A 25,025-nucleotide genomic window follows, 5' to 3' on the forward strand; every position below is an offset into this window, starting at 1 on the left:
CATGTTTCACACTCTTTACCTTTGCGGCGAGGTGGTCGCGATCAATGATTGGCAGCTGCCTTGCACGCGCTTTTCAACTTTGAACTTTCAACTTGCAACTGATTAACGACCTGCCACCTTTCCAAAAACACAAAAAAGGCCGCAGGTCAGGGACACTGCGGCCTTTTTGCAGAACTGAAATTATCAGTCACACAGCCGCAATCCCTGCGCACGCCATTTGCGTGCACAGCGGTCTGCGACCAGCCTGTGTAGTTTCAGTACGATAGAAAGCATGCGACCATTCTGTCCAAGATAACGAGAGCGCACAAGATGAAAATTTATCTGGTGGGTGGTGCCGTGCGGGATGCGTTGCTGGGACTGCCGGTGACAGAAAGAGACTGGGTCGTCGTCGGTGCCACGCCGGACGAGATGCAAGCCAAGGGGTTTCGCCCGGTGGGGCAGGATTTTCCCGTCTTTCTGCACCCGAAAACCCAGGAGGAATACGCTCTGGCCCGCACGGAACGTAAATCCGGCCATGGCTATGGCGGCTTTACCTTCCATGCCTCCCCCGATGTCAGCCTGGACGACGATCTGGTGCGCCGTGACCTGACCATCAACGCCATGGCCCAGGAAGAAGGCGGCCAGGTGTTTGATCCCTTCAACGGCCGCATGGACCTGAAGGCCCGCCTGCTCCGCCATGTCTCCCCTGCCTTTGCAGAAGACCCCTTGCGGGTATTGCGGGTAGCGCGGTTTGCTGCCCGCTACCACTGGCTGGGTTTTCGGATAGCCGATGACACCCTAGCACTGATGCGGCAGCTGGCTGACAGCGGCGAGCTGGATTATCTGGTGCCGGAACGGGTCTGGAAGGAAACCAGCCGGGCGCTGATGGAGCGGGACCCGCAGGTGTTCTTTCAGGTGTTGCATGCCTGTGGCGCCCTGAAAGTACTGTTACCGGAACTGGCCGCGCTGGATGGGGTTCCGCAACCGGAGCAGCACCATCCGGAAGTGGATACGCTGGTGCATCAATGGCTGTGTCTGCAACAGTCCAGTCGACTGAACCTGCCGTTGACGGCCCGTTACGCTGTGCTTTGTCATGATCTGGGTAAGGGCAAAACGCCCGAGGAAGAATGGCCCCGGCATATCGCCCACGAAATTCGTAGCGCCCGGCTGGCAAAAACCGTGTCCAAGCGCTGGCGCGTCCCCAAGGACGCCGCCACCCTGGCGGCCCTGGTGGCGGAATACCATACCCACTGCCACCGGGCCCTGGAGCTGAAACCCGCCACGGTCTGGAAGCTGCTGAAAACGTTGGACGTAATACGCCGACCGGAACGGCTGGAGGGTTTTCTGCTCGCCTGCGAAGCCGATGCTCGCGGTCGTACCGGCCTGGAAAATCGCCCCTACCCCCAGGTGGATTACCTGCGTGGTGCGGCGCAGGCAGCCAGCAATATTGATGTTGCCGCACTGCGCCAGAGCGGTATCGAAGGGCCCGAACTGGGCGAGGCCATTGAAAAAGCTCGCATTCATGCAATCTCGGAGTTTAAAAAAACATGGCAGACCCCGTTGCCCTGATTACCGGTAGCGCCCGTCGCATCGGCGCAGAAATCGTTCGTACCCTGCATGCCAATGGCATGCGGGTCATCATTCATTATCGCAACAGCGGACAAGAGGCTCAGGCCCTGGCGGACAGCCTGAATACCTCGCGCCCGGATAGCGCAGCCATTCTTCAGGCGGATCTGGATCAGCCCGACCAGGTGCGGCAACTGGCCCAGGATGCCCTGGCCTGCTTCGGTCGCATGGATCTGCTGGTCAACAATGCCTCCAGCTTCTATCCGACCCCCGTCGATCAGGCCGATGATGCCGACTGGGACAGACTGGTTCACAGCAACCTGCGCGCCCCCTTTATTCTCAGCCAGAAACTGGCCGGCGCACTGCGCCAGCAGCAAGGCAGTATTATCAATATTGTGGATGTCTACGCGGAAAAACCGCTACAAACCCATACCCTGTATTGCATGGCCAAGGCCGGACTGGCGATGATGACCCGCAGCCTGGCCCGCGAACTGGGTCCGGATATCCGCGTCAACGGCGTATCACCGGGTCCCATACTGTGGCCGGAGGCCGGGCAGATGAATCAGCAAGAGATTCAGGATGCCACTGCACTGAAACGCTGCGGCACACCGCAGGATATTGCCCAAACCGTCTTGTGGCTGGGTACACAGGCGCCGTTTGTGACCGGCCAGATTCTGGCTGTAGACGGGGGACGCTCACTCACATTACAGGGAAGTTAAACGTTTTCAGGGGGAGCAGAATGAAAGGACTCATTACACTACTGGCATTGCTGCCACTGCTCGCCAGTGCAGAGGTGTACCGCTGGCAGGATGCCGACGGTAACTGGCACTTTGGCGATCAGCCGCCGCAGGAACAGCACGAGACACTGGACATCAAGGCGCCGCCCAAGATCGGCCAGGGCGAGCGAGTCCGCGAAATCAATGAACGCGCCTTAAGACTTCGACAAAGCGAAAAGGCACAGCAAAAAGAGCAAGCCTCAGAACAGCAAAAACAACAGAACGCCATAGCCAGGCAATGCCGGGAGGCCAAAGCACGGCTGAAACGCTTGCACGGCCGTTTCGTCTATCATGATGAGGATGGCTCCGTGAGCCATCCCACGCTGGACCAGGTGGAAATCGACAAGCAAGAGGTCCGCCAGTGGATTCAACAAAACTGCACATCCTGATGCGGCTCTTTCTCTGCATGGTGACGCTGGCAACGTCACTGGTTGCCTATGGGGATATTTACCAGTGGCGCGACGACAACGGCAAGCTGCACTTTGGTGACCGCCCACCGGAGCAGTCGACCAGCGAAAAAATCACACCGAAAACATCACCTGCCATACAGGAACTGGACATTACGGTTCTGCACCAAGACTTCACCCTGCCCGATGCCGATGGTCTTCATGACGGCACCTTGCAGGCAATCCGCAGCATCTACCGGCGTTATCGCAGCGATTTCGGTCTGGACCTGCATGGCACCGCTGAAGTGAACCTGTACCTGTTCAAACGACAAGCAGATTTCCGACAGTGGATGGTCGATCGCATCGGTACCAGCAACCCCAACTATGCGGGCGTCTTTATTCCCGCCAGCAATGAAGTGGCCGTGTGGCGCTGGGGAAACGATCAGCAAGTGGCACAAACTATCCTCCATGAAAGCAGCCATGTGCTTCTGTATCAGTTATCCCCGGCCTCCCCGGTCTGGCTGCATGAAGGACTGGCCCAGTATTTCCAGACCCTGGAAGTGCAGCCCGATGGCCGTCTGAAAGTGGGTACTCTGCCCGACGCTCAAGCCCGCATCCAGCAATGGATAGATGAGGGGCGGCTGATCACCCTCCGCCAATACCTTTCTTTGGATGATGCCCAGTGGCGGCGCATGGCCCACCAACTCGATGCCATCCCCTACACGGTCGCCTGGGCAACTACGGCTTTTCTGATGTCAAAGCCTGTCGGTCGCAGCACATTGCGCAAGCTGCTTCAGGAACTGGAAAAAACCGACCGCCGCCCCACGCTGAGAAGGATCGACCAGATCTATCCGGGTGGGCTGACACGGCTGGAGTATGATTTTTTCCGCTGGGCGCAGAGTGACATGGCACCGCATTGGTATTGAACACAGCGGTAGGCTGCAACGCGAGAAAGGTTCAGTAAAACGATCACCGTCCTGCCAGCGAACACAGGTTCAGCGCCCTATAAAGCTGGCTACAAAGCCGCTGTAGGAACGGAGCGTAGCGGAGTAACGCACGAAGTTCCGTGCGGCCCGAAGGGTGAGCGCAGCGAATAACACCTCTTGAGGGACGAATCCGAGCCTGGGCGAGGCGACAGAGATCGAGGTGCCGGCCATTCTTTCTGAAACCTGTCGAGTCCTGAGATTCCTGATCGCCCTCCGGGCGATTTCCACGCAAGCGTGGTTCGCCATGCAAGCATAGCTCCTACAGAGGCTTTGTAGAGAACAGGGGGCGGATCAATTTCTGGCCATTCCTTATCCCAAAAGCCTAGCTCGTAGCTACGCCTCCAGCTCCACCACCCACAATGCCTGTCCGGAAAAATCTGTCTCTTCCAGCAACTGCCGGTAGGATTTGCCGATTTCCGGGTGGATGGCGTCGGGAGCCAGATCCACCAGGGGCTTGAGAACAAAGGCGTGCTTGAGGATTTCGTCACGGGGAAGTTGCACCCCGTCGATATCGCCGGTGAGGTCGTTGTAAGTGAGAATGTCGATATCCAGGGTCCGGCTGGAAAATTTCTTTTCCCCACGCACCCTGCCATGGTCTTTTTCCATATCGCGCAAGACGGCGGCCAGCTCACCCACGGACAAGGCAGTGTCGATTCCGACCACCAGGTTGTAGAAGGCATCGCCAGAAAAACCCACCGCTTCGCTTTCGTACACCGGGCTGACCGCCAACTCACCGAAGGCGGCAGCCAGTGCCTGCAGACCGGAACGGATATTGTGCTCCCGGTCGATATTGGAGCCCAGGCTAAGGTACACCCGGGCGGATTGATCCGTATTACCCATTGGGTTTTTGACCCCTTTCGATGATCACGCCCACATCCCGCGACCCACGCAGGGCGCCGGGCTTACTCAGCCGCAGTTTCAGCCAGGGCACATTGAATTCACCAATCACCAGCTGAGCCACGTTTTCCGCCAGGGTTTCCACCAGCTGGAATTCGCTGCCTTCGATAAACGCAATCACACGCTTGCCGATGGCCTTGTAGTCCAGCGCATCGTCGATATGGTCCGACGCCGCGCCTTTGCGGATATCCGCTGCCATTTCCAGATCCAGGCTGACAGTCTGACGAATACGCCGCTCCCAGTCGAAAATCCCGATCACGGTATCCACTTTCAAATCATTGATATAAACAATGTCCATACTCGCCCTCTTGGCGCAGATTTCACGGGGAAGCGACTTTCCATCTTCATGAATCCCACTTTGGGCAATCAGATGTTACGCTTGCAACGCAGGCAGGCGTGTCGCCATGTGTACAATTAACGCCTGCCAAGCATGCAGAATTCGCCACCCCGGCGATGTGAAGGGAGATTATAGCCGGTGCAAGCAGGGACATTACAGGATGTGTGGTATTGGTTGCTGCCATTGTGCGTGGCCGGCTATCTGATGGGCTCCATTTCCAGTGCGATTCTGGTGTGCCGACTGTTCGGCTACCCGGACCCGCGCACCGAGGGCTCCAACAACCCCGGCGCCACCAATGTGCTGCGTATCGGCGGCAAGCCCGCCGCAGCGCTGACACTGCTGGGGGACGTACTCAAAGGGGTGGTCCCGGTGGTGCTGGCCCACTACCTGGGCATGGGCCCGTTCGTGGCCGCACTGGTGGGTACCTTTGCCTTTCTCGGCCATCTGTTTCCGGTGTTTTTCCACTTCCAGGGCGGCAAGGGTGTGGCCACAGCCTTCGGCCTATTGTTTGCCCTGCACTGGCCCAGCGGCCTGGTGGCGGGTGTCGTCTGGCTGCTGGTCTTCGCCCTCACCCGCATTTCGTCCCTGGCCTCATTAAGCGCCTTCGTGGTTGCCCCGGCCTGCATCTTCGCCTGGCTGCCCCAGGCCTTCTGGCCGATGCTGGCACTGTCACTGGTCATGATCCTGCGCCATCGCAGCAACCTGCAAAAACTCCTGCGCGGGGAAGAACTGGGGTTCAGGAAGAAGGATTGAGTTGCAAGTTTCAAGTTGAAAGTTACAAGGCGCGGATCACGGCAGCAGCCAACCGTTAACCAGTATCGCCGCGCCTCTGGGGAAGGAAAGCGCTCCCTCGTATCTTTGTGCTCGTTTCTTTAGTGCCTGGCGGCGCGGATCAGAAGTTGCCGAATAGCACCGGAATTGGCTCGCGCCTTGCGGCTTTCAACTTTCAACTTGCAACTTCTCCAGCTCCGTCAGCGGCCAGCGCGGCCGGACCTTGATGGGTAACTCCGCACTTTCCCCCGCCTGCAGGCGCAGGGCGCCGGCAAAGGCGATCATGGCGCCATTGTCGGTGCAGTACTGAGGCGCGGGGTAGAACACCTGCACTCCACGCTTCTTCATCTGCTCGGCCAGCTTGGCCCGCAACGCCCGATTGGCACTGACGCCGCCAGCCATTACCAGCCGCTTGTCGCCAGTCTGCTCCACCGCCCGGCGACACTTGATTACCAGGGTATCCACTGACGCTTCTTCGAACGCCAGGGCAATATCTGCCCTGTCCTGCTCGCTGAGCGCATCCTTGCCGCCCAGGTCGTTGATGGTATTGAGTGTGAACGTCTTCAGGCCAGAAAAGCTCATATCCAGGCCAGGGCGGTCCGTCATCGGTCGAGGGAAGCGGAACCGCCCCGGTGTCCCTTTTTCCGCCAGCGCGGCAATGCGCGGGCCACCGGGATAGCCCAACCCCATCATCTTGGCCGCCTTGTCAAAGGCCTCACCGGCGGCATCATCCACGGATTCACCGAGAATGGCGTAATCACCCAGTGAGCGGGCCTCGAGCAACAGGGTATGGCCACCACTGACCAGCAGGGCGACAAAGGGAAAGGCCGGCGCATCGGGCTCCAGCAATGGCGCCAGCAGGTGGCCTTCCATATGGTGCACTTCCACGGCGGGGATCCCCCAGCCAAAGGCCAGTGAACGGGCCACGCCGGCGCCCACCAGCAACGCTCCCGCCAAACCCGGACCCGCAGTATAGGCAATACCATCAAGCTGATCCGCAGTGGTATCGGCGTCCGCCATCACCTGTTTCACTAGGGGCAGTACCCGCTGCACATGGTCGCGGCTGGCCAGCTCCGGCACCACGCCGCCAAAGCGGGCATGCATCTCCACCTGGCTGTACAGGGCCTGTCCCAGCAGACCGGCATCGGTGTCATAAATGGCCACCCCGGTCTCGTCACAGCTTGATTCAATACCCAATACACGCATGATGCTCACCCCTTGAAATACGGGCGCCATGATAGCGCCGGACGACCGGATTTGCATTTATTCCTAACTCAGGTAGAATCCCCGCCTTCGCCGCACCCGGGACCACCTGAGCCCGCGGCGAATCCATATAACCCAAAGACTTTTAGGAAGGTGATTCTTCATGCCTCAGGTGAAGGTGAAAGAAGGCGAACCGTTTGATGTGGCCCTGCGCCGTTTCAAGCGTGGCTGTGAAAAAGCGGGTGTTCTCTCTGAAGTGCGTCGTCGCGAGCAATATGAGAAGCCCACCCAAGAGCGTAAGCGCAAACGTGCCGCAGCCGTCAAGCGTCACCTTAAGAAACTGCAGCGTGAGCAGCTTGCACGCAAACGTCTCTACTAAGGTAGACGTCTGAATGAGTGCGCTCAAAGAGCAGCTCACTGCAGCCATGAAAGACGCCATGCGTGCTAAAGAAAAGGCACGTCTTGGCGTTTTTCGTATGGCGCTGTCAGCGATCAAGCAAATCGAAGTAGATGAGCGCATCGAGCCCGATGACGCCCGTGTACTGGCGTTGCTCGACAAGCTGATCAAGCAGCGCAAGGATTCTGCGACTCAATACCGCGATGCGGGCCGTCCGGAACTGGCGGAAACCGAAGAAGCGGAAATCGTAGTACTCCAGGAATTCCTCCCCACCCAACTGAGCGACGCAGAAGTGGACGCTCTAATTGATGATGCCATCTCCCAGACCGGTGCCGCTGGCATGCAGGACATGGGCAAGGTAATGGGCATCCTCAAGCCGCAACTGCAGGGCCGTGCCGACATGGGCGCCGCCAGTGGCAAGGTTCGCGCCAAGCTGAACTGATCCCCACGGTCACCCAGCCTGACCGGTTTTATTCGACTCTTTTCCTCTCAATCCATACTGACTTCGTACGGCGAACGGAACTACCGCCAGTTACCGCTTTCTGTTTGAATAGCCTCCCATCTGGCAGAATCTGACCCATGGCACGCATTCCGGAAAATTTCGTACAGGACCTGTTAGCCCGCACCGACCTGGTGGAGCTGATCGACTCCCGCGTGCCCCTGAAAAAAACCGGCCGCAACTACAGCGCCTGCTGCCCCTTCCATCAGGAAAAGACCCCGTCGTTCACGGTCGCCCCGGACAAGCAGTTCTACTACTGCTTTGGCTGCGGCGCTTCCGGCAATGCGGTGGGCTTCCTGATGGAATACGAACATCAGAGCTTCCCGGAAGCAGTGAAACAGCTTGCTGGCCGCGCCGGCATGGAAGTGCCGGAAAGCCGCCCGGAAACCCCCGCCGACCGTCAGAAAAAAGACCGCCTGCAGTCCCTCTACGACCTGCTCAGCCGGGCCGAAAAGTTTTATTGCCAGCAACTGCGCCAGGCGCCGGAAAAGCAGAAAGCGGTCACCTATCTGAAGGGGCGGGGACTCAGCGGGGAAATCGCCAAACGCTTCGGGGTCGGCTTTGCGCCACCGGGTTACGACAATCTGATTGGCGGTTTGTCGCTTACCGAAGCCGGTCTGGAGCAGGCCCTGACCGCCGGTTTGCTGGTGCGCCGGGACGACACCGGGCGCACCTATGACAAGTTTCGCGACCGCATTATCTTTCCGATCCGTGACTCCCGTGGGCGTACCATCGGCTTTGGTGGACGGGTACTCGGCGACGGCAAACCCAAATACCTGAACAGCCCGGAAACCCCGGTCTTTCACAAGGGCCAGGAGCTCTACGGTCTGTGGGAATGGCGTCAGAGCCGCGATCGCAGCGACCGGCTCTACGTGGTGGAAGGCTACATGGACGTGATCGCCCTGGCCCAGCACGGAGTGCCCAATGTGGTCGCCACCCTGGGCACTTCCACCAGCGAAGATCACGCCCGCAAGCTGTTCCGCCAGGTCAACGAAGTCGTGCTCTGCTTTGACGGCGACAAGGCCGGGGTCAGTGCCGCCTGGCGCGCCCTGGAATCCCTGCTGCCGGCACTGGACGACGGCAAACAGGTGCGCTTCCTGTTCCTGCCGGACGGCGAGGACCCGGATACTCTGGTCCGACAACAGGGCCCGGAAGCCCTGCGGGCGCTCACGGATAAGGCCGACGCGCTCTCCACCTACCTGTTCCGGCATTTGTCCGAAGGCCTGGATCTGGCCACGGTGGACGGTCGCGCCCGTCTGGCCCGACTGGCCCTGCCCTACCTGGACAAGCCCGCCGGACCGGTCTACCGGGCACTGCTTACCCAGGAACTGTCGCAGCTGACTCGTCTGGACAAGGAGTCGCTGACGCAATTGAAGCCGGCCCCCAAAACGGGGCCTGCTCCAGCCCCGCGCCCCAGGCCCGAGCCGGCACCGCATGACGACTTCATGCCCATGGATGGCGGTGAATCGATGCCGCCACCGGACGACTACTACCCGGCAGATAACCACTACTCGCCACGACCTCCCAGCCGCCCCGCCCGCTACCAGGATGGCAGCCGCAAGGGCCCCATGACCCTGCCGGAACGGCTGGTATTGGTACTGCTGGATTACCCGGAGCTGGTGGAAGCGCACCCTCTTCCCGACGGTGTAGAGCTACTCCCCATGCCCCACATCGACCTGCTGATACAGGTGGCCGGCCTGTGCCGGCAGAATCATGGGCCCGCCGCCCTGCTGGGCGCCCTGATGGCACTGGAACAGGGCGAAACCCTGTCCCGTCTGCTCAAGGCCAGCCTCAAACCGCCCATGCAGAAAGAGATGGCCGCACGACTGTGGCAGGATGCCCTATCCCAGCTGGAAGTCGCCCGCCTGGAAGCCGCCCTTCACGAAATGGAGCAGGCCGGCATCCCCGACACCGCCCAGTGGCAGGAGCTGCACAGAGCCCTGGCCGAAGCTCGCCAGCACGCTCGCCAGCCTCTCAACTAGGAAAAACACATAAATATATGATTTTCTTAGAAAAACAAACTGACAATAATTCAGCACCATCAGGCCGGTAGTCTTGCAATTACTGGCCGAGATCCCCATATACCGGTATAATACGCCGTTTTCCCACGCCACAATCCGCTAGTCAGCCACGGCAAGCTAGCACGACGTTACGGGCTTTATTGCATGACGACTCAAAAGCAGCAGCAACAATCCCAGCTGAAGCAGTTGATCGCGCTCGGCAAGGAACAGGGTTACCTGACCTACGCCGAAGTGAATGACCACTTGCCGGAGTCCATTACCGACACCGATCAGGTGGAAGACATCATTCAGATGATCAACGACATGGGCATCACCGTGGTGGAAAAAGCCGCCGATGCCGATCAGTTGATGATCGAGGAAAGTGCTGACAGCACCGACGAAGTTGCCGCCGAAGAAGCTGCCGCTGTTCTCGCCTCTGTAGAGAGCGAGCCCGGCCGCACCACCGACCCGGTGCGCATGTACATGCGCGAAATGGGCACGGTGGAACTGCTGACCCGTGAAGGCGAAATTGAAATCGCCAAACGTATTGAGGAAGGCACACGGGAAGTCCTGCACGCCCTGGCTTTCTGGCCCGGCGCTGTGGACATGCTGATTACCGAATATGCCCGCGTGGAAAACGAGGAGCGCAAGCTCACCGACATTATCGCCGGTTACCTTGATCCCAATGATGACGGCGCCGCCGCCACCAATGCCAACAAGGAACCGACTTTCGCAGAAAAAGCCAAGAAAGCCGCTGAAGCGAAAGAGAAAGCCAAAGAGAACGGCGATGACGACGACGCTGACAAAAAAGACAGCGACGACGATGATGACGATGAAGATGAAGGCGGTCTGGATCCGGTACTGGCGGCAGAGCGTTTTGCCGAGCTGAAAAAACTGCACGAGAAAGCCGAACGCGCCCTCAAGCGCAACGGCCGTGATCATGCCAGCTCCGCCAAAGCCCTGGAAGCCCTGGCCGAGCACTTCACCCTGTTCAAGTTGGTCCCGCGCATCTATGACGAAATGCTGGTCGGCGCGCGCAACAACCTGGACCTGGTGCGCAAGTTCGAGCGTCAGATCATGACCTCCGCCATCCGCCGCGGCGGCATGGATCGTCGGGACTTCATCAAACTGTTCCCCGGCAATGAAACCAACATGGGCTGGGTCGATCAGCAACTGAAAACCAAAAAAGGCAAGAGCATTGCCGACAAGCTGAGTGTCGTCAAAGAAGACATTCAGCGTGCGCAGCGCAAGATCACCACCGTCGAGGAAATCATTGGCCTGCCGGTAGGTGACATCAAGGAAATCAACCGCCGCATTTCCATCGGTGAAGCCAAGGCTCGCCGTGCCAAGAAGGAAATGGTGGAAGCCAACCTGCGTCTGGTAATTTCCATCGCCAAGAAATACACCAACCGCGGCCTGCAGTTCCTCGACCTGATTCAGGAAGGCAACATCGGCCTGATGAAAGCCGTGGACAAGTTCGAATACCGTCGCGGTTACAAGTTCTCCACCTATGCCACTTGGTGGATTCGCCAGGCCATTACCCGCTCTATCGCCGACCAGGCGCGCACCATCCGGATTCCGGTGCACATGATAGAGACGATCAACAAGATCAACCGGGTACAGCGTCAGATGCTCCAGGAAATGGGCCGCGAACCGACTCCGGAAGAACTGGGCGTGCGCCTGGAAATGCCGGAAGACAAGGTCCGCAAGGTACTGAAGATCGCCAAAGAGCCGATCTCCATGGAAACCCCCATCGGTGACGATGAAGATTCCAGCCTCGGAGACTTTATCGAGGACGGCAACATGGAATCCCCGGTGGATTCCGCCACGTCCCTGGGCCTGGAAGAAGCCACCCGCGACGTGCTGGCCAACCTGACTGCTCGGGAAGCCAAGGTCCTGCGCATGCGTTTCGGTATCGACATGAACACTGACCACACCCTTGAGGAAGTGGGCAAGCAGTTCGATGTCACCCGGGAGCGTATCCGTCAGATAGAGGCCAAGGCGCTGCGCAAGCTGCGTCACCCCAGCCGCAGCGAACACCTGCGCAGCTTCCTGGATGGCGACCTTTAACGCTTGAAAAAAATTGCCGGCCCCCGAATAATCGGCGGCCGGCATTTTATTGTCCTTCCGTTTTTTTCGGGCCTATAGCTCAGCTGGTTAGAGCAGTCGACTCATAATCGATTGGTCCCAGGTTCAAGTCCTGGTGGGCCCACCAATTCCCTTGTTATCTCGCACATTTGTGGCGTAAAGCATAAGTTGCCCGAAACTGGCGACTTGTACTTCGCAGGCCGCATAAAGTGACCGCCACACCTTTATTTTTAACAGGTTATCGCCGCCCTTTAGAAAAAAGCGGCCCCATCTGGACCGCTTGCATACCACTCACTGATTACCTTATCGGCTGGAAGCGCATCAGGTCATCAATACTGGGCGGTGTCCGGAACTCGGAGAACAGGGGAACGGGTGAAAACAGTTCGGGCCAGTTTTCTTCGCTGGGCGCAAACTCCATGACAATACGCGTCTGCAATTCATAACCCTCATTCTCGTCACCTTTACGCTTCTGCACGGTGATCTTTGCTGGCGCGCCCTGTCTGTAGGAGACCAGCGTTCGCTCCCAGGGGACGTTGGAGTCACTAGCAACACGGTCAACCTGCTTCAATTTCCCATCGTTGTAGTAACTGTACCTGCGCATTATCGAGCCGAAGTAGCCGACTTCAGAGAGCCTGCCGTTGCTGTCATAGTGATAACTCTCACGCGTTTCATGCCGGTCGTCTTCTGTGTCCCAAATCCCGTCTTTACTGTAGGAACTCCGCACCATGGACGTCACTTGCTCTGACGCATTGAAGAGATAAGAATCGTAATAGTGTCCCGACTCAGGACCGGCATCGGCGGTGCCGGGATGGACGATCACGCGATCGGCCAGGCGAGTGGCGGTGTAGTTGTACAAGTCTGCGGTCGTTGAGCCGTTGTAGCGTTGAACATCCTGTTCGACGCTATCGCCCAGATAGCGATAGGACCGTGTTTGGCGAGCGGAAGAGCATCCCCTCAGCAGCTTGAGGGAGACGGCAATGGGAGCCACCTCCATGCAGTACTCATCCAACACAGCCGTCCAGGTGCTATCGGCAGCGAGGTCAATGCTCAAAGGGCGCTGCTCGGCATCGAAGATGACGGTATTAGTTTGCGTATGGTCGACGATGGCTGGCAGATCAGGCTCATCCACAGTCGCAAGGTCGATATCAGAGGTAAATTCTGACAACGCCAATATCTCCGCAACCGTCGTGTCCAGGCCGACAAATTCGTAGTCGATCACCTCCGTTGCGGTCCCGCCAAAATGCTCAAGGTCGGCATTGATGGAGTAACTGAAAATAAAGTCCGAGCTAGGCGTGAACAGGCCGGTGACGTATCCGGACTCTTGCTGTAGCCGTCGTCCGCTACGCACCGGGCACTTCATCGGGCCATTATTCGAAAGACCTAGTACCGCCAGTGCTGTAGCGCCCGTAGCCGAACCTGACATACCGAGAAAATACAGATCCGGATAGCGCAGCAACGGGGTCGACGCCGACATGTACTGGCACTGAAGATAGGGATGAGACGTATCATCCCCGGTAGCCCAGGCCATATCTGGCCCGACAGATTGCAGCTGCACGTTAATCGTCAGTTCGTCGGGGTATTGGAACTGCATACGCGCCACCGGCTCGCCGTCAGCGTCATAAAAATAGGCGCGGCTTGGTGCGCTGCTTGTGGTTTCCGTGACGGCGCCGCCACTGGATGAAGAGCCTCCTCCACAGCCGGTCGCCATCAGGGCGACCAGGCATGCCAGGCTGTAGCGCAGTGTTGTTGTCATAATGCTGTCCGAGAGATGTCAGGCTGAATAGCAGCCTACTGATGGTGATGGCCGCGAGCAGCGATGTCACTTTTAATGGCAGCGCCGCCTTATCAATCCGGTGACGCGCATCTTCGTTTATTTTTCCCCGGGTGCATAATAATCCACTTTCCCGAAACGATCATGCTCACACCCAACAGAGTCTGACGGGGCATGTAAACGCACGAACACGCTCAGCGCTCGCAATCATTTGATACTCAACGCTTTGACAGCTTATTTATCGAGGAGCTTGCTGATTCCGGAAACCGCCATCAGCACGATAGTTCCTGCCAGTACGCCGCCCACCAGGTTGATCAGCAACGGCACCAGCCATGACACGGCTCCCGCCATTTCCTGCAAAGCGTGAATCCAGTCATGGGAGCCGGGGATACCGTGCACCAGAATCCCGCCACCCACCAGGAACATGGCGGCGGTACCAACCACGGACAGGGTCTTCATCAGCCACGGCGCCACCGTCAGAATGGCTTGCCCGAAGGCAATACGGGCCCCTGCAGCGGTCCTGTCCGCGGGCGTCTGCATCAGATGCTGGCCGGCATCGTCCAGCTTCACGATGCCCGCTACCAGCGAGTACACGCCCACCGTCATCAATACTGCAATGGCGCAGATAGCCGCCACCTGTACGCCAAAAGTGGCGCTTTGCACTGCCCCCAGAGAAATCACGATGATTTCCGCCGAGAGAATAAAGTCTGTGCGGATTGCCCCCTTGATCTTGGACTTCTCGAAGGCCACCAGATCCACGCTTTCATCGCTCAGCGCCTGCAGGCGATGCTGATGCTCTGCCTCTTTCTCATCTCGACCATGCAGAAACTTGTGGAGCAGTTTTTCACAGCCCTCATAACAGAGGTAAGCGCCCCCTACCATGAGCAGCGGTGTAATCAGCCAGGGCAGGAACACACTGATCAGCAACGCGGCCGGCACCAGAATCAGTTTGTTGACGAAAGATCCCTTGGCCACCGCCCAAACCACAGGCAGTTCCCGGTCTGCTTTCACACCGGACACCTGCTGCGCATTCAGCGCCAGATCATCCCCCAGCACACCGGCGGTTTTCTTTGCTGCCACCTTGGTCATTACCGATACGTCATCGAGAATGGTGGCAATATCATCAAGCAATGCCAGCAAGCTGGTTCCGGCCATGAGACTCTCCTTTCAATAATCAGTACGTCTGTGCGCAGATACCGCACCGAGTCTACCGGCACTTACTTCTCAACGCACCGCGCCCCCTCTTTACGCCGCGAGTTTGCTATAGTGCAGCAAAGCCATCGACAGCCCATAAATCATGCCGGAATATCAGCGCCCACAATGCCTATCCAATATTCATCGCGAGGAAATTGCCGATGGACTGGTCCGTGTTGGCTGCCACTATGAAATCGAAAAATTGCGTGATGACAGCTTCCTGCGGACGGATATTCCTTTACCGGCCTCGCTGACATCTTCGGTCGACAAGCGCAAAACCGAATACCTGGCCGGGCGCTGGTGCGCCCGGGAGGCGCTTCGGATTCTGGGCTTCGAGGGGATTCCGGGCATGGGCGCCGATAGAGCCCCCGTCTGGCCTGGCGGTACCGTAGGCAGTATTACCCACAGCAAGGGCACGGCCGAGGTCATGGTGGCAGATGCCCGGCACTGGCTGGCAGTGGGAGTGGATACCGAGCAATGGCTAACTGCAGAACGCGCAGACCGCCTGTGCCGTGAATTGCTGACCAGCGAGGAAAGGGACAACCTGAAAGGGCTCACCCCGATACAACGGGCGAACCGGATCACCCTGATCTTTTCCGCCAAGGAATGTCTGTTCAAGGCGCTCTACCCCCTGACCGGTAAACGCTTTCACTTCCATGACGCCGCCCGCCGCAACCCGCGCTCACTCACCCTGCTGACAACGCTGACATCGCAATGGAAGCACGGTACCGAGGTGCCCTTTCGCTGGCGAGAACGTCAACAGGGCGTACTCAGCTGGATTGCCTTGCCACGTTAGCCATTCAGCCACTCTTTACCGCGAGCCTTGCGGGATCGATATCACCGACATCACCTTAGCGGCTGCCGACACTCAGCCAAGGCCGGCAAAGCACAATAGACAGGGTTTATTGCTAACACACCGCATGCTCAGTACCATTTCTCAAAATTAACTCTTCGGCCTTTTAATGCAGCAGCAGCCCCTTAGCCAACGCGGCCAGAAACGCCGAGAAGCTATTCTTGAAGCCGCCACCGATGCTTTTCTTCAGCACGGATATGAAGGCACCACTCTGGATATGATCATCACCCAGGCCGGCGGCTCCCGGCGCAGTCTCTATGACTATTTTGGTGACAAGCAAGGACTATTCGGCGCGGTGATTCGTTATCACGCCGACAAGTTGGTCGAAGAAATCCGCTCTATCGATGTCACTGGCATGTCTGCCCGCGAGGGGCTGACGATGCTGGCAAATAACTTTGTGTTCGCCCTGCTGGAGCCGCTCAATCTGGAGTTATACCGCCTACTGATCACCCAGGCCCCGACCTTTCCGGATCTCGGACGCACGGTCTACCAGGCCGGGCCGGAATTACTACTGAGTGAGCTGGAACAATATTTGAAACACCTGCAGCGAGAGGGACAACTGCCTGCCAAGCTGCCTACCCCACACACCGCCCGTCAGTTCCTGGGCATGGTCAAGGCGGAGTTCCAACTATGCGCCCTGCTGGCCCCGGAGCAACTACCACCAAAGAGTGCGATCAGCGCACATGTTCAGGACTGCGTAACATTCTTGTTAGACAACCGTTAGTCCTGCCATTGGCACCTTTCATCACCCCGGTATACATTATAATTAGATGTCACTCTGGCTTTGGGGGCTAAGATGGCAAGAGCAGACATGTGACGGGGCTCACAATATGAATAAGTTTTCACTGGTGCTGCTGGCATTCTTCTTGCCTGTAGCTACCAGCTTTGGCGACACACCTGAGAAGATGTTTCTCGAGCAGGTATACGCCAACGGCGGCAAAACGCTGTATTGCCAGGAAGCGTTCCAGGCCGATGATCGGGTTTCTTTAGAACACATCTATGACGAGCGCCGGCTTGCGCAACATTTCGGCTGCCGAACCAGCCGGTTGTGCCAGAGCAGTCACCAGTTTGTCGAGGTCTCACGGGACCGCCACAGCCTATTTCCGGTAACTCGACATGCAGAGCTTGACCGTCGCAGAACCCTCTTGGGCGATCTGCCAGCCACCACAGCCACGGATCCGCAGTGTGGTTACAAGCAAGCCTTTCAGGTATTCGAGCCACCAAAGTCCGCCAAGGGAGATGTGGCCAGGGCCATGCTGTATCTGTATGACAGATATGACATCCCCTTGCTTGGCACCCTGGAGATGTACCAACGCTGGCACCGGGATGACCCGGTGGACGACGAGGAACGTCGCCGCAACAACGTGATCGAGCAGGTGCAGGGTAACCGTAACCCTTTCATAGATGATCCGAATCGGGCGGATTCACTACAGGGCAGTTCGCCGCTGAATATGCAGTTTCCGTAAGGGCAGCTACGAGCAGCTAGCTTCTAGCTTCAGGAAAGCATCCAGCTAACGATCAGCCTTTTGGCCCCGCGCCACCCCAAAAAAAACCGCGCCCGTGAGGGTGCGGTTTTTTTGTAGCTCGTAGCTCGTAGCTATTTAGAACAACTCGCCGTCCAGACCCATCATGGTATCCGCGCCACTCTTGATCTGAGCATACAAGGCATGGGCCTTGGGCAGAATGCGCTGGAAGTAGTACTGGCAGGTGATGCGCTTGGCCTTGGCGAAGTCATCATCACGACCATCGGTGGCCGCCAGCATCTGCGCCCAGAGCCAGGCGTAGAGCACATAGCCGAACAGGTCCAGATATTCCACCGCGGCAGCGCTGATCGCGTCCGGGTTATTGCCTGCCTGGGACAGCAGTTCGTGGGTGGCGTCCTTAAGCAGGGCCAGTGCCGCCTGCAGCTCGCTGCTGATGGCAGCCAGTTGGCCATTACCGCTGTTTTCTTCAACCCAGGCCTGGGCATCGGCCAGGAACGCATCCACGGATTTACCGCCGTTACGGGCGACTTTACGGCCCGCCAGGTCCAGCGCCTGAATACCGTTGGTGCCTTCATAGATCTGGGAAATCCGGCAATCGCGCACGAACTGCTCCATGCCCCACTCACGAATATAACCGTGGCCACCGAAGACCTGCTGCCCGGTGATAGTGGTATCCAGACCGCGATCGGTGAAGAAGGCCTTGGCTACCGGTGTCAGCAGGGCCACCCGGTCTTCCGCCTTTTTCTTGGCGTCCGCGTCTTCGCTGAACTTGGCAGTGTCCAGCTGCATGCCCACGTAGGCAGCCAGCGCACGGCCACCCTCATTGATGGCACGCATGTTCATCAGCATGCGCCGTACGTCACCGTGAACAATGATCGGGTCCGCCGGGCCATTGGGATTTTTTGCGCCGGTGGCGCTGCGGCCCTGCAGGCGCTCGCGGGCATAGTCCACCGCGCTCTGGTAGCTCACTTCACCCAGGCCCAGGCCCTGCAGGCCGATGGAAAGGCGCTCGTAGTTCATCATGGTGAACATGCAGGCCAACCCCTGGTTCGGTTCGCCGATGATCCAGCCCTTGGCGTCGTCGAAGTTCATCACGCAGGTAGCCGAGCCCTTGATGCCCATCTTGTGTTCGATGGAGCCACAGGTCGCACCGTTGCCCTCACCCGCGTTGTTGTCCGCGTCGGGCAGGAATTTGGGTACCAGGAACAGGGAAATCCCCTTGGAGCCAGCCGGGGCATCCGGCAGCTTCGCCAGCACCAGGTGAATGTGGTTGCTGGTCATGTCGTGCTCACCACCGGTGATGAAGATCTTGGTGCCGGTGATGTTGAAGGAACCGTCGTCGTTGGGCTCGGCCTTGGTGCGCAGAATACCCAGATCGGTACCGGAGTGAGGCTCGGTCAGGCACATGGTGCCGCTCCACTCACCACTGTAGAGCTTGGGCAGGTACTGCTCTTTCAGTTCCTGGCTGGCGTGGGCATCGATGGCCAGGCAAGCGCCGCTGGTGAGCGCTGGGTAGAGGGCGAAGGAGGAACAGGCGCTGTGCATCATTTCCTCGAACAGCACCGCCAGGGACTTGGGCATGCCCTGGCCACCGAATTCCGGATTACCGGAAAACGCGCTCCAGCCATTTTCCGCAAAGGTCTTGAAGGCATCCTTGAAACCGTCCGGGGTGGTCACTTCACCGTCGTTCCAGGTGCAGCCCTGCTCGTCACCGTTACGGTTCAGCGGGAACAGCAGGCCTTCGGTCATCTTGCCCGCTTCTTCCAGAATGGCGTCGGACAGGTCGCGGGTAACCTCGGCGGTGGCAGGCATGGAGGCCCACAGCTGATCCGCTTTGAACACATCGTTGAGAACAAAACGCATGTCCTCGAGGGGCGCTTTATAGGTCGCCATTTGCACATCTCCCGAAAGTTGGCAGGGCGCAAATTTTAGGCAGGCAGGGCCTCAGGTAACAGGGTTATTTGTGACCCGCCGTTCATGGGCGCCGCCGCTAACGCAAGAATCACGCTTTGTGGGTGAAATTGGGAACATTGAGGGCTGTTTACGCACTTTTGCCTTCATTTGCGCCGTATTCAAATAAAGCCTTATGCCTATTCCAGCGGCTCCGGTCGGCGCCACATCCACAGCAATACCGCGCAGAGAAACAGCGGAACAGCGATTTTCACGTAATCCGGCGCCGTAGACAGGCTGATCAGGCCGATACTGATTAACATCATGGTGGAGGCGGCGCACTTGGCGCGGCGGGGAATGGCACGCTGTTCGCGCCACTGACGGATGTGGCCACCGTGGCGGGGATGGTGCAACAACCAGTGTTCAAGCTGTGGCCAGCCATGGCTGCCCGCCCAGGCGGCCAGCAACAGAAAGACCACGGTCGGCATACCCGGGACCACCACACCGATCATGCCCAGCAGAACGAACAGGATCGCCGTTGAGCGCCAACAAAGCACCCTGACTGTCTCCATGTCTCCCCTCCTTAGAACAGGCAATCGCCCCGCGAGAGAGTCATTACAGCATGCCCGATTTTCGGGGAATAAAAAAACCCGCCAAACGGCGGGTTTTGCGGATCAATCGACTTGGTAAGCCAACGGATCGTCCAGGGCCGTCTCCGCTTCAGCCGCCTCCGGAGTGCCAGCAGGCCCGGAAACCGCTTTCATGCGCTCCTGCAGCTCTTCAGCGCTCACTAGCTGGCCATTGAGGCTCAGGGCGCCGCCATTGGCGCTGATCACACTGCTCCAGCGCTCGCCCTGCCTTTCCACCACGCCCTGCTCGGCCAGGGCTGTCAGCCTGGCGACGTAGGACGCCGGCACCAGTGACTCGTGCATATCCACGCGCACCTGCACATCCAGCATCTGCTGAATCTGCGCCTCACTGAGTGCCATCAGCTCGTCAGCCGGCAGGTTGTTGCCATCCAGCCCCAGGTAACGGGCCTTGCTGTCGACGGTGAGCTGTCGCTCGCCCTGGTGGTCCACCAGCATCTGCAGTGACAACTCACTGTCACCCGGATGCAGCAGTTGTTCCGCAGCCACCTGGGTCATTTCTGCCAGCAAGGTCTGGATACGAGCCATCTGCTGTTCCATATCCTGCTCGCCATTGCCGGTCAGGGCGCCCATCAGTGCCCGGGTCTGGATTTCATCCATCTCCCGGTTGAGTGCGTGCACCTTGACCAGTGCCTGCCGGTCCAGACCGGCGTAGTCCATGCCCAGGTAAGCGCTGTCCATGGGCAGCGGCACCATTGGCCCGCTGATATTCTCCAACCATAAGCGGCTGTCGCCGCTAAGCGTATCACCGTGATCCTTACTGTTGCCCTGCAGGGTCAGATCAAACGCCAGCATCGGCTGCTCCCCCTGGGACCAGCGCAACTGCTTGCCGGCCAGGTTAATATCCGCCAGCGGTAACTCACCGCCCAGCATGGCAACGATATCCACGGCGCCAGTGAGTGAATCCACCGCGAAACCCATTTTCGGGGAGGACACATCCAGCCCCTGCAGGGACAGGTAAGTGTTGACCGGATAGGTATCAGCGGTTGGCCGCAACACGTCCAGCTGCAACTCTTCGAGCACCACCTTGCCCATGGGTGCCTCCAGATTTACCGGCGACACCGCCACCTTCATGGTCAGGCTGCCATCAAAGCCATAGCGGCTGTAACCGGTCACCGGCGGCTTGCCCTGAAAGATCTCATTGACCATGGCCGCCATTTCCGGGGGCAGCTCACTCAGATCCAGGACTTCCTCACTGGCGGCAATCCCCACAAACAGGCCCTCATCGGTCCAGGCGAAGGGACCGTGGTGAATGGTGCTCAGGGAGCAGATTTGCCCGGACAACATCGCCATGTTCGGATTGGATGCCAGCTCGCCCTGGGCGATCAGGCAGGTCACCGCCTCGGACCGAAACAGCCCGCGATCATAACGAAGCACGTCAAAGACAATATCGCTCTGCCCCGGAATCACTTCCAGGCCGGCCACTTCGTCGCGAACCAGCGTCTCGGCGCGCATGCCCACATAAAACGTGGCCCCCAGCCACGCCACAACCAGCACCACAATCAGTGCAACAACCTTCTTCATGGATATATCCCCCTCATCCCTGTGACGTCTTTTTTGTGTCGACACTATAACGAAAAACCACCGTTTACGTAGCCTGGGCGGTTTTCAGGCAAAAAAAAGCCCGCCGAACAAGGGCGGGCTTTTTTTCTGGCACTGACGCCGGATCAGAACGCGAAGTGTTCTGCGTCCAGTTCCATCAGGCAGTCCAGGCCGCCTTCGATGGCGCCCTTGTGACCGGCCGCACGCGGCAGGATGCGCTTGAAGTAGAACTTGGCCGTGCTGATCTTGGCCTTGTAGAAGTCCTCATCACCAGCACCGGATTCCAGCGCAGCGTGTGCCACGGCTGCCATGCGGGCCCACAGGTAGGCCAGGGTCACGTAGCCGGAATACATCAGGTAATCCACGGAAGCGGCACCCACATAATCCGGATTCTGCATGGCCTGCATGCCGATGGCCTGGGTCAGCTCGCCCCATTCCTTGTTGTAAGCGGCCAGCGGCTCCAGCAGTTCCTTCAGGTCCGCATTGTCCGCGTTGGTTTCGCCGAACTTGTGCACGACCTTGGTGAAGTTACGCAGGGCCTGACCCTGGGTCATCATGACTTTACGACCCAGCAGATCCAGCGCCTGAATGCCGGTGGTGCCTTCGTACAGGGTGGAGATACGCGCATCACGCACGTTCTGTTCCATGCCCCATTCACGGATAAAGCCGTGGCCACCGTAGATCTGCACACCGTGGTTGGCCGCTTCCAGACCGGCTTCGGTCACGAACGCCTTGGCGATTGGCGTCAACAGGGCCATCAGATCGTCGGCTTCCTTGCGGGCCGCCTCATCTTTCTCCAGCTTCACCTTGTCACCCAGCTGGGCGCACAGGTACACCAGTGCACGACCACCTTCGGCGAACGCCTTGGAAGTCAGCAGCATACGACGCACGTCCGGGTGAACGATGATCGGGTCGGCGGGGCCTTCCGGGTTTTTCGGGCCGGACAGGCTGCGCATGGCCAGACGATCCTTGGCGTAGGTCAGGCCACCCTGGAAACCCAGCTCGGCATGGGCAACACCCTGAATGGCGGTACCCAGACGGGCAAAGTTCATAAAGGTGAACATGCAGTTCAGGCCTTTGTTTTCCGGGCCGATCAGGTAACCGGTGGCGCCGTCGAAGTTCATTACGCAGGTGGCGGATGCCTTGATGCCCATCTTGTGTTCGATGGAACCACAGGTCACCGCATTGCGCTCGCCCACACCGCCGTTGCCGTCGGTGAGAAACTTGGGAACGATGAACAGGGAAATACCCTTGGTGCCTTTGGGCGCATCAGGCAGGCGAGCCAGTACGATATGGACGATGTTCTCGGCCATGTCATGCTCACCAGCAGAGATAAAGATCTTGGTGCCGGTGATGCTGTAGGAGCCGTCTGCGTTGGGCTCGGCCTTGGATTTCAGAATACCCAGGTCAGAACCACAGTGGGGTTCGGTCAGGCACATGGTGCCGGTCCACTCACCGCTGGTCAGCTTCGGCAGGTAGCCATTTTTCTGCTCGTCGGTACCGTGCTCTTCAATGGTCGCCACCGCACCGTGGGACAGGCCCGGGTACATGCTCCAGGACCAGTTGGCGGTACCGGTCATTTCAGAGATAGCGATGCCAGCGGAGCCGGGCAGGCCCTGACCGCCGAATTCCGGATCGCCGCCCATGGCCGGCCAACCACCTTCCACATACTTGGCGTAGGCTTCCTTGAAACCTTTCGGCGTGGTTACCACACCGTTGTCGAAACCACAGCCTTCCTCATCACCGGAACGGTTCAGGGGAGCCAGCTCGTTTTCGGAAAACTTGGCGCCTTCTTCCAGAAAGGCATTCAGCAGTTCGCTGTTGATCTCTTCCAGACCCAGACCCTGGTAGTGGCCGTCCATGTCCAGGACTTCATTCAGTACAAAGCGCATATCGCGCAGGGGAGCCTTGTAATCCGGCATCTCAAATCTCCCTAAAGAAACGGTGACAATGAGGCGGGCCATGGGCCCGCCATAATTTGGGACGCTAATCTTAGGTCAGGGCTCCTGCACCGCTCTACCCCTATTTGTGACCCGTGAGTCAAACAAGCGTTTGAAACTACCGTTTGCCTCTCTAGTTAACTGTTTTAACAGCTTTTTCGTAAAAAAAGGCCGGAGTTGCGGCGGCATCCTCTCCCCTGCCGTGGACATTGGGTATACTCGCCAAAGACTGCTGAATGACTGCTTAGGAATCCGCCAATGATTGATACCAACCTGCTAGACATCCTGGTTTGCCCGGTCAGCAAGGCACCCCTGATCTATGACGACAAGGCCGGCGAACTCAAGTGCAAGGCCAGTGGTCTGGCCTATCCGGTGCGTGACGGTATTCCCGTCATGCTGGAGGATCAGGCTCGCTCAATGAGCAACGAGGAAGTCAGCAACCTGTAACTGGATGCTGGCCGTGCCAGACGGAAATATCGGCAACGTAAAGGATCACTGCATGTACAAGTCCCTGGTGCTGGCCCTGACATTGATCAGCGCCTCTCTCTGTGTCGCCACCCTCCATGCCGAAGAAAGCCCGCAAGCATCCGAACGTGAGAAAGAGGAAAATGCCCAGGCATCAGACAGTGATAGTGCCCCGGTGCCGGATGAATCAACGGAGGCCATGAGCAAAACCCAGCAGCAGAACGATTGCCTGTTGCGAAGTGCTCAGACTGCCAATGAGCAGGTCACCCTGAAAGAGCTGCGCGGCTGGTGCCAGAACGGCGAAGAACTGCCCGGGGATCGCACCAACGAGGATGCCCTGCGCGCCCGCCTGGCGCTGGAAAACACCACCCGAGGCAACCCCTTTGTGATTACCCCGCACCGCCGCAATTACCTGCTGCCGTACAGCTACTGGTCCAACCGCCAGTGGAATGACCCCGACAAGGATGACCGGGACCTGCAGCCCAACGAGGTGAAGTTCCAGCTCTCACTCAAGGCGCCCCTGAAGGAAAACATCGTCGACGATGTGACCTTGTGGATGGCGTTCACCGGTACCTTCTTCTGGCAGGCCTACAACAGCGAGATCTCCGCGCCGTTTCGGGAAACCAATTACGAGCCGGAAATCTTTATTTCCAAGCCTATCGACTGGCAGATTGGCCCACTGGATTCCGAACTGCTGGTGGCCGGCTTCAACCACCAATCCAATGGCCGCGATGTGCCGGTGTCGAGAAGCTGGAACCGGGTGTTCATGAATTACGTCTTCAAGACCGGCGACTACTACTGGTCCGTGAAACCCTGGTACCGGATTCCCGAAGAAGAGAAAGACGACCCCCTGGAGACCTCCGGTGACGATAACCCGGACATCGAAAAGTTCATGGGCAATTTCGAGCTGGAAGTAGCCTACCCATTCCGCAACCACGTACTGGAACTGATGGTGCGTAACAACTTGCGCTCCGACAACAAGGGCGCCGGCCGCATCAACTATTCTTTCCCGCTCAGCAAGCGTTTCAAGGGGCTGGTTCAGGTGTTCAGTGGCTATGGGGATTCGCTGATCAACTACGACGATTACGAAAACCGTTTCAGCTTCGGGATTTTGCTGACCGACTCGTTGTAAGAGACAACGCCGGAAAAATTTTGCAGGAGCGCCGCTCGCGGCGCGATTCAGGCGAAAGAACCGGGCTTCGCTGTAGGAGCCATGCTTGCATGGCGAACCGAGCGTAGCGAGGCGGCACAGATCAACCTAGCCGCCATTCTTTTCTGAAACCTGTCGAGCTCTGAGACTCCTGATCTCCCTCCGGCCGATTTCCGCGCAAGCGCGGTTCGCCATGCAAGCATG

23 protein-coding genes and 1 tRNA gene are annotated in these 25,025 nt (G+C 58.4%); 15 read left to right on the forward strand and 9 right to left on the reverse strand.

Translation table 11 applies throughout. The features are described 5' to 3' along the window. Positions 1–309: 309 nt before the first annotated feature. From T9A_RS02550 to T9A_RS02565, 4 genes are read left to right on the forward strand one after another with little or no spacing between them, the layout of a single operon-like run. Positions 310–1,548, forward strand: coding sequence for a multifunctional CCA addition/repair protein (locus tag T9A_RS02550; protein WP_035244896.1), 1,239 nt, complete (start codon positions 310–312; stop codon positions 1,546–1,548). Further along, entirely contained in the window at positions 1,527–2,264 is a 738-nt protein-coding gene (locus T9A_RS02555; RefSeq protein ID WP_035244897.1) for a pteridine reductase, read from the forward strand. The genes T9A_RS02550 and T9A_RS02555 overlap by 22 nt, the downstream gene beginning before the upstream one ends. Before the next feature lie 20 nt (positions 2,265–2,284). Beyond that, a complete protein-coding gene (locus T9A_RS02560; protein WP_035244898.1) occupies positions 2,285–2,710 on the forward strand; it encodes a DUF4124 domain-containing protein in 426 nt (141 codons plus the stop codon). Next, positions 2,683–3,633: a DUF4124 domain-containing protein gene (locus T9A_RS02565; RefSeq protein ID WP_232221972.1), complete on the forward strand. Its 951-nt coding sequence runs from the start codon at positions 2,683–2,685 to the stop codon at positions 3,631–3,633. The genes T9A_RS02560 and T9A_RS02565 overlap by 28 nt, the downstream gene beginning before the upstream one ends. Positions 3,634–4,026: 393 nt before the next feature. Here the strand turns inward: T9A_RS02565 and folK are convergent, their stop codons facing one another. Beyond that, positions 4,027–4,533 (reverse strand): 2-amino-4-hydroxy-6-hydroxymethyldihydropteridine diphosphokinase, encoded by a 507-nt coding sequence (folK, locus tag T9A_RS02575; protein ID WP_035244901.1) that lies wholly within the window; start codon positions 4,531–4,533, stop codon positions 4,027–4,029. After that, the gene (gene folB, locus T9A_RS02580; protein ID WP_035244902.1) at positions 4,526–4,888 is read right to left on the reverse strand and encodes a dihydroneopterin aldolase; all 363 of its coding nucleotides are present in this window, start codon (positions 4,886–4,888) and stop codon (positions 4,526–4,528) included. The genes folK and folB overlap by 8 nt, the downstream gene beginning before the upstream one ends. A 177-nt stretch (positions 4,889–5,065) precedes the next feature. Here folB and plsY point away from each other — a divergent pair, with 177 nt between their 5' ends. Then, positions 5,066–5,680, forward strand: a complete 615-nt coding sequence (plsY, locus tag T9A_RS02585; protein ID WP_084573374.1) for a glycerol-3-phosphate 1-O-acyltransferase PlsY — start codon at positions 5,066–5,068, stop codon at positions 5,678–5,680. A gap of 186 nt (positions 5,681–5,866) precedes the next feature. Here plsY and tsaD read toward each other — a convergent pair whose 3' ends face one another. Then, positions 5,867–6,904: a tRNA (adenosine(37)-N6)-threonylcarbamoyltransferase complex transferase subunit TsaD gene (gene tsaD, locus T9A_RS02590; protein ID WP_035245483.1), complete on the reverse strand. Its 1,038-nt coding sequence runs from the start codon at positions 6,902–6,904 to the stop codon at positions 5,867–5,869. A 160-nt stretch (positions 6,905–7,064) separates the two neighbouring features. On the opposite strand from tsaD, the gene rpsU reads away from it, so the two are divergent. The 5 genes from rpsU (at position 7,065) to T9A_RS02615 (ending at position 12,012) form a co-directional block, all read left to right on the forward strand. After that, positions 7,065–7,280: a 30S ribosomal protein S21 gene (gene rpsU, locus T9A_RS02595; RefSeq protein ID WP_035244904.1), complete on the forward strand. Its 216-nt coding sequence runs from the start codon at positions 7,065–7,067 to the stop codon at positions 7,278–7,280. A 13-nt stretch (positions 7,281–7,293) separates the two neighbouring features. After that, the gene (locus tag T9A_RS02600; protein ID WP_035244905.1) at positions 7,294–7,740 is read left to right on the forward strand and encodes a GatB/YqeY domain-containing protein; all 447 of its coding nucleotides are present in this window, start codon (positions 7,294–7,296) and stop codon (positions 7,738–7,740) included. A 137-nt stretch (positions 7,741–7,877) separates the two neighbouring features. Continuing rightward, a complete protein-coding gene (dnaG, locus tag T9A_RS02605) occupies positions 7,878–9,779 on the forward strand; it encodes a DNA primase (RefSeq protein WP_035244906.1) in 1,902 nt (633 codons plus the stop codon). Between the two features lie 183 nt (positions 9,780–9,962). After that, the gene (gene rpoD, locus T9A_RS02610; protein ID WP_035244907.1) at positions 9,963–11,867 is read left to right on the forward strand and encodes an RNA polymerase sigma factor RpoD; all 1,905 of its coding nucleotides are present in this window, start codon (positions 9,963–9,965) and stop codon (positions 11,865–11,867) included. 68 nt (positions 11,868–11,935) lie between these two features. Beyond that, a tRNA-Ile gene (locus T9A_RS02615) sits at positions 11,936–12,012 on the forward strand. Positions 12,013–12,183: 171 nt separating this feature from the next. Here T9A_RS02615 and T9A_RS02620 read toward each other — a convergent pair. Further along, entirely contained in the window at positions 12,184–13,638 is a 1,455-nt protein-coding gene (locus T9A_RS02620) for a hypothetical protein (protein ID WP_156964810.1), read from the reverse strand. 252 nt (positions 13,639–13,890) lie between these two features. Beyond that, a complete protein-coding gene (locus tag T9A_RS02625) occupies positions 13,891–14,811 on the reverse strand; it encodes a DUF808 domain-containing protein (RefSeq protein ID WP_035244909.1) in 921 nt (306 codons plus the stop codon). Between the two features lie 142 nt (positions 14,812–14,953). Between T9A_RS02625 and T9A_RS02630 the strand changes: the two genes are divergently transcribed. From T9A_RS02630 to T9A_RS02640, 3 genes are all read left to right on the forward strand, one after another. Next, positions 14,954–15,646: a 4'-phosphopantetheinyl transferase family protein gene (locus T9A_RS02630; protein WP_035244910.1), complete on the forward strand. Its 693-nt coding sequence runs from the start codon at positions 14,954–14,956 to the stop codon at positions 15,644–15,646. Positions 15,647–15,812: 166 nt separating this feature from the next. After that, positions 15,813–16,427, forward strand: a complete 615-nt coding sequence (locus tag T9A_RS02635; protein WP_035244911.1) for a TetR/AcrR family transcriptional regulator — start codon at positions 15,813–15,815, stop codon at positions 16,425–16,427. 106 nt (positions 16,428–16,533) lie between these two features. Then, a complete protein-coding gene (locus T9A_RS02640; RefSeq protein WP_035244912.1) occupies positions 16,534–17,169 on the forward strand; it encodes an endonuclease in 636 nt (211 codons plus the stop codon). 135 nt (positions 17,170–17,304) lie between these two features. On the opposite strand, the gene T9A_RS02645 is transcribed toward T9A_RS02640, so the two are convergent. From T9A_RS02645 to T9A_RS02660, 4 genes are all read right to left on the reverse strand, one after another. Further along, complete coding sequence (locus T9A_RS02645) at positions 17,305–19,080, reverse strand: acyl-CoA dehydrogenase C-terminal domain-containing protein (protein WP_035244913.1); 1,776 nt, start codon at positions 19,078–19,080, stop codon at positions 17,305–17,307. Between the two features lie 197 nt (positions 19,081–19,277). Further along, positions 19,278–19,649 carry a YbaN family protein gene (locus tag T9A_RS02650; RefSeq protein WP_035244914.1) on the reverse strand — a complete coding sequence of 124 codons (372 nt, stop codon included), beginning with the start codon at positions 19,647–19,649 and terminating at the stop codon, positions 19,278–19,280. A gap of 102 nt (positions 19,650–19,751) precedes the next feature. After that, complete coding sequence (locus tag T9A_RS02655; protein WP_035244915.1) at positions 19,752–21,248, reverse strand: DUF945 family protein; 1,497 nt, start codon at positions 21,246–21,248, stop codon at positions 19,752–19,754. Positions 21,249–21,391: 143 nt separating this feature from the next. Then, positions 21,392–23,188: an acyl-CoA dehydrogenase C-terminal domain-containing protein gene (locus T9A_RS02660; RefSeq protein ID WP_035244916.1), complete on the reverse strand. Its 1,797-nt coding sequence runs from the start codon at positions 23,186–23,188 to the stop codon at positions 21,392–21,394. A 276-nt stretch (positions 23,189–23,464) separates the two neighbouring features. On the opposite strand from T9A_RS02660, the gene T9A_RS02665 reads away from it, so the two are divergent. Then, entirely contained in the window at positions 23,465–23,653 is a 189-nt protein-coding gene (locus T9A_RS02665; RefSeq protein WP_035244917.1) for a Trm112 family protein, read from the forward strand. Between the two features lie 13 nt (positions 23,654–23,666). Next, positions 23,667–24,803 (forward strand): phospholipase A, encoded by a 1,137-nt coding sequence (locus tag T9A_RS02670; protein ID WP_232221974.1) that lies wholly within the window; start codon positions 23,667–23,669, stop codon positions 24,801–24,803. Positions 24,804–25,025 lie beyond the last annotated feature (222 nt).

It is taken from the genome of Alcanivorax jadensis T9 (assembly GCF_000756655.1).
In the GTDB taxonomy this organism is placed as follows: domain Bacteria; phylum Pseudomonadota; class Gammaproteobacteria; order Pseudomonadales; family Alcanivoracaceae; genus Alcanivorax; species Alcanivorax jadensis.

What these genes read in the sequence shown, in the direction of transcription:
- T9A_RS02550 (WP_035244896.1), top strand. Translation starts at nt 310, where the DNA reads ATGAAAATTTATCTGGTGGGTGGTGCCGTGCGGGATGCGTTGCTGGGA.
- T9A_RS02555 (WP_035244897.1), top strand. Translation starts at nt 1,527, where the DNA reads ATGGCAGACCCCGTTGCCCTGATTACCGGTAGCGCCCGTCGCATCGGC.
- T9A_RS02560 (WP_035244898.1), top strand. Translation starts at nt 2,285, where the DNA reads ATGAAAGGACTCATTACACTACTGGCATTGCTGCCACTGCTCGCCAGT.
- folK (WP_035244901.1), bottom strand. Translation starts at nt 4,533, where the DNA reads ATGGGTAATACGGATCAATCCGCCCGGGTGTACCTTAGCCTGGGCTCC.
- folB (WP_035244902.1), bottom strand. Translation starts at nt 4,888, where the DNA reads ATGGACATTGTTTATATCAATGATTTGAAAGTGGATACCGTGATCGGG.
- tsaD (WP_035245483.1), bottom strand. Translation starts at nt 6,904, where the DNA reads ATGCGTGTATTGGGTATTGAATCAAGCTGTGACGAGACCGGGGTGGCC.
- rpsU (WP_035244904.1), top strand. Translation starts at nt 7,065, where the DNA reads ATGCCTCAGGTGAAGGTGAAAGAAGGCGAACCGTTTGATGTGGCCCTG.
- T9A_RS02600 (WP_035244905.1), top strand. Translation starts at nt 7,294, where the DNA reads ATGAGTGCGCTCAAAGAGCAGCTCACTGCAGCCATGAAAGACGCCATG.
- dnaG (WP_035244906.1), top strand. Translation starts at nt 7,878, where the DNA reads ATGGCACGCATTCCGGAAAATTTCGTACAGGACCTGTTAGCCCGCACC.
- rpoD (WP_035244907.1), top strand. Translation starts at nt 9,963, where the DNA reads ATGACGACTCAAAAGCAGCAGCAACAATCCCAGCTGAAGCAGTTGATC.
- T9A_RS02620 (WP_156964810.1), bottom strand. Translation starts at nt 13,638, where the DNA reads ATGACAACAACACTGCGCTACAGCCTGGCATGCCTGGTCGCCCTGATG.
- T9A_RS02625 (WP_035244909.1), bottom strand. Translation starts at nt 14,811, where the DNA reads ATGGCCGGAACCAGCTTGCTGGCATTGCTTGATGATATTGCCACCATT.
- T9A_RS02630 (WP_035244910.1), top strand. Translation starts at nt 14,954, where the DNA reads ATGCCGGAATATCAGCGCCCACAATGCCTATCCAATATTCATCGCGAG.
- T9A_RS02635 (WP_035244911.1), top strand. Translation starts at nt 15,813, where the DNA reads ATGCAGCAGCAGCCCCTTAGCCAACGCGGCCAGAAACGCCGAGAAGCT.
- T9A_RS02640 (WP_035244912.1), top strand. Translation starts at nt 16,534, where the DNA reads ATGAATAAGTTTTCACTGGTGCTGCTGGCATTCTTCTTGCCTGTAGCT.
- T9A_RS02645 (WP_035244913.1), bottom strand. Translation starts at nt 19,080, where the DNA reads ATGGCGACCTATAAAGCGCCCCTCGAGGACATGCGTTTTGTTCTCAAC.
- T9A_RS02650 (WP_035244914.1), bottom strand. Translation starts at nt 19,649, where the DNA reads ATGGAGACAGTCAGGGTGCTTTGTTGGCGCTCAACGGCGATCCTGTTC.
- T9A_RS02655 (WP_035244915.1), bottom strand. Translation starts at nt 21,248, where the DNA reads ATGAAGAAGGTTGTTGCACTGATTGTGGTGCTGGTTGTGGCGTGGCTG.
- T9A_RS02660 (WP_035244916.1), bottom strand. Translation starts at nt 23,188, where the DNA reads ATGCCGGATTACAAGGCTCCCCTGCGCGATATGCGCTTTGTACTGAAT.
- T9A_RS02665 (WP_035244917.1), top strand. Translation starts at nt 23,465, where the DNA reads ATGATTGATACCAACCTGCTAGACATCCTGGTTTGCCCGGTCAGCAAG.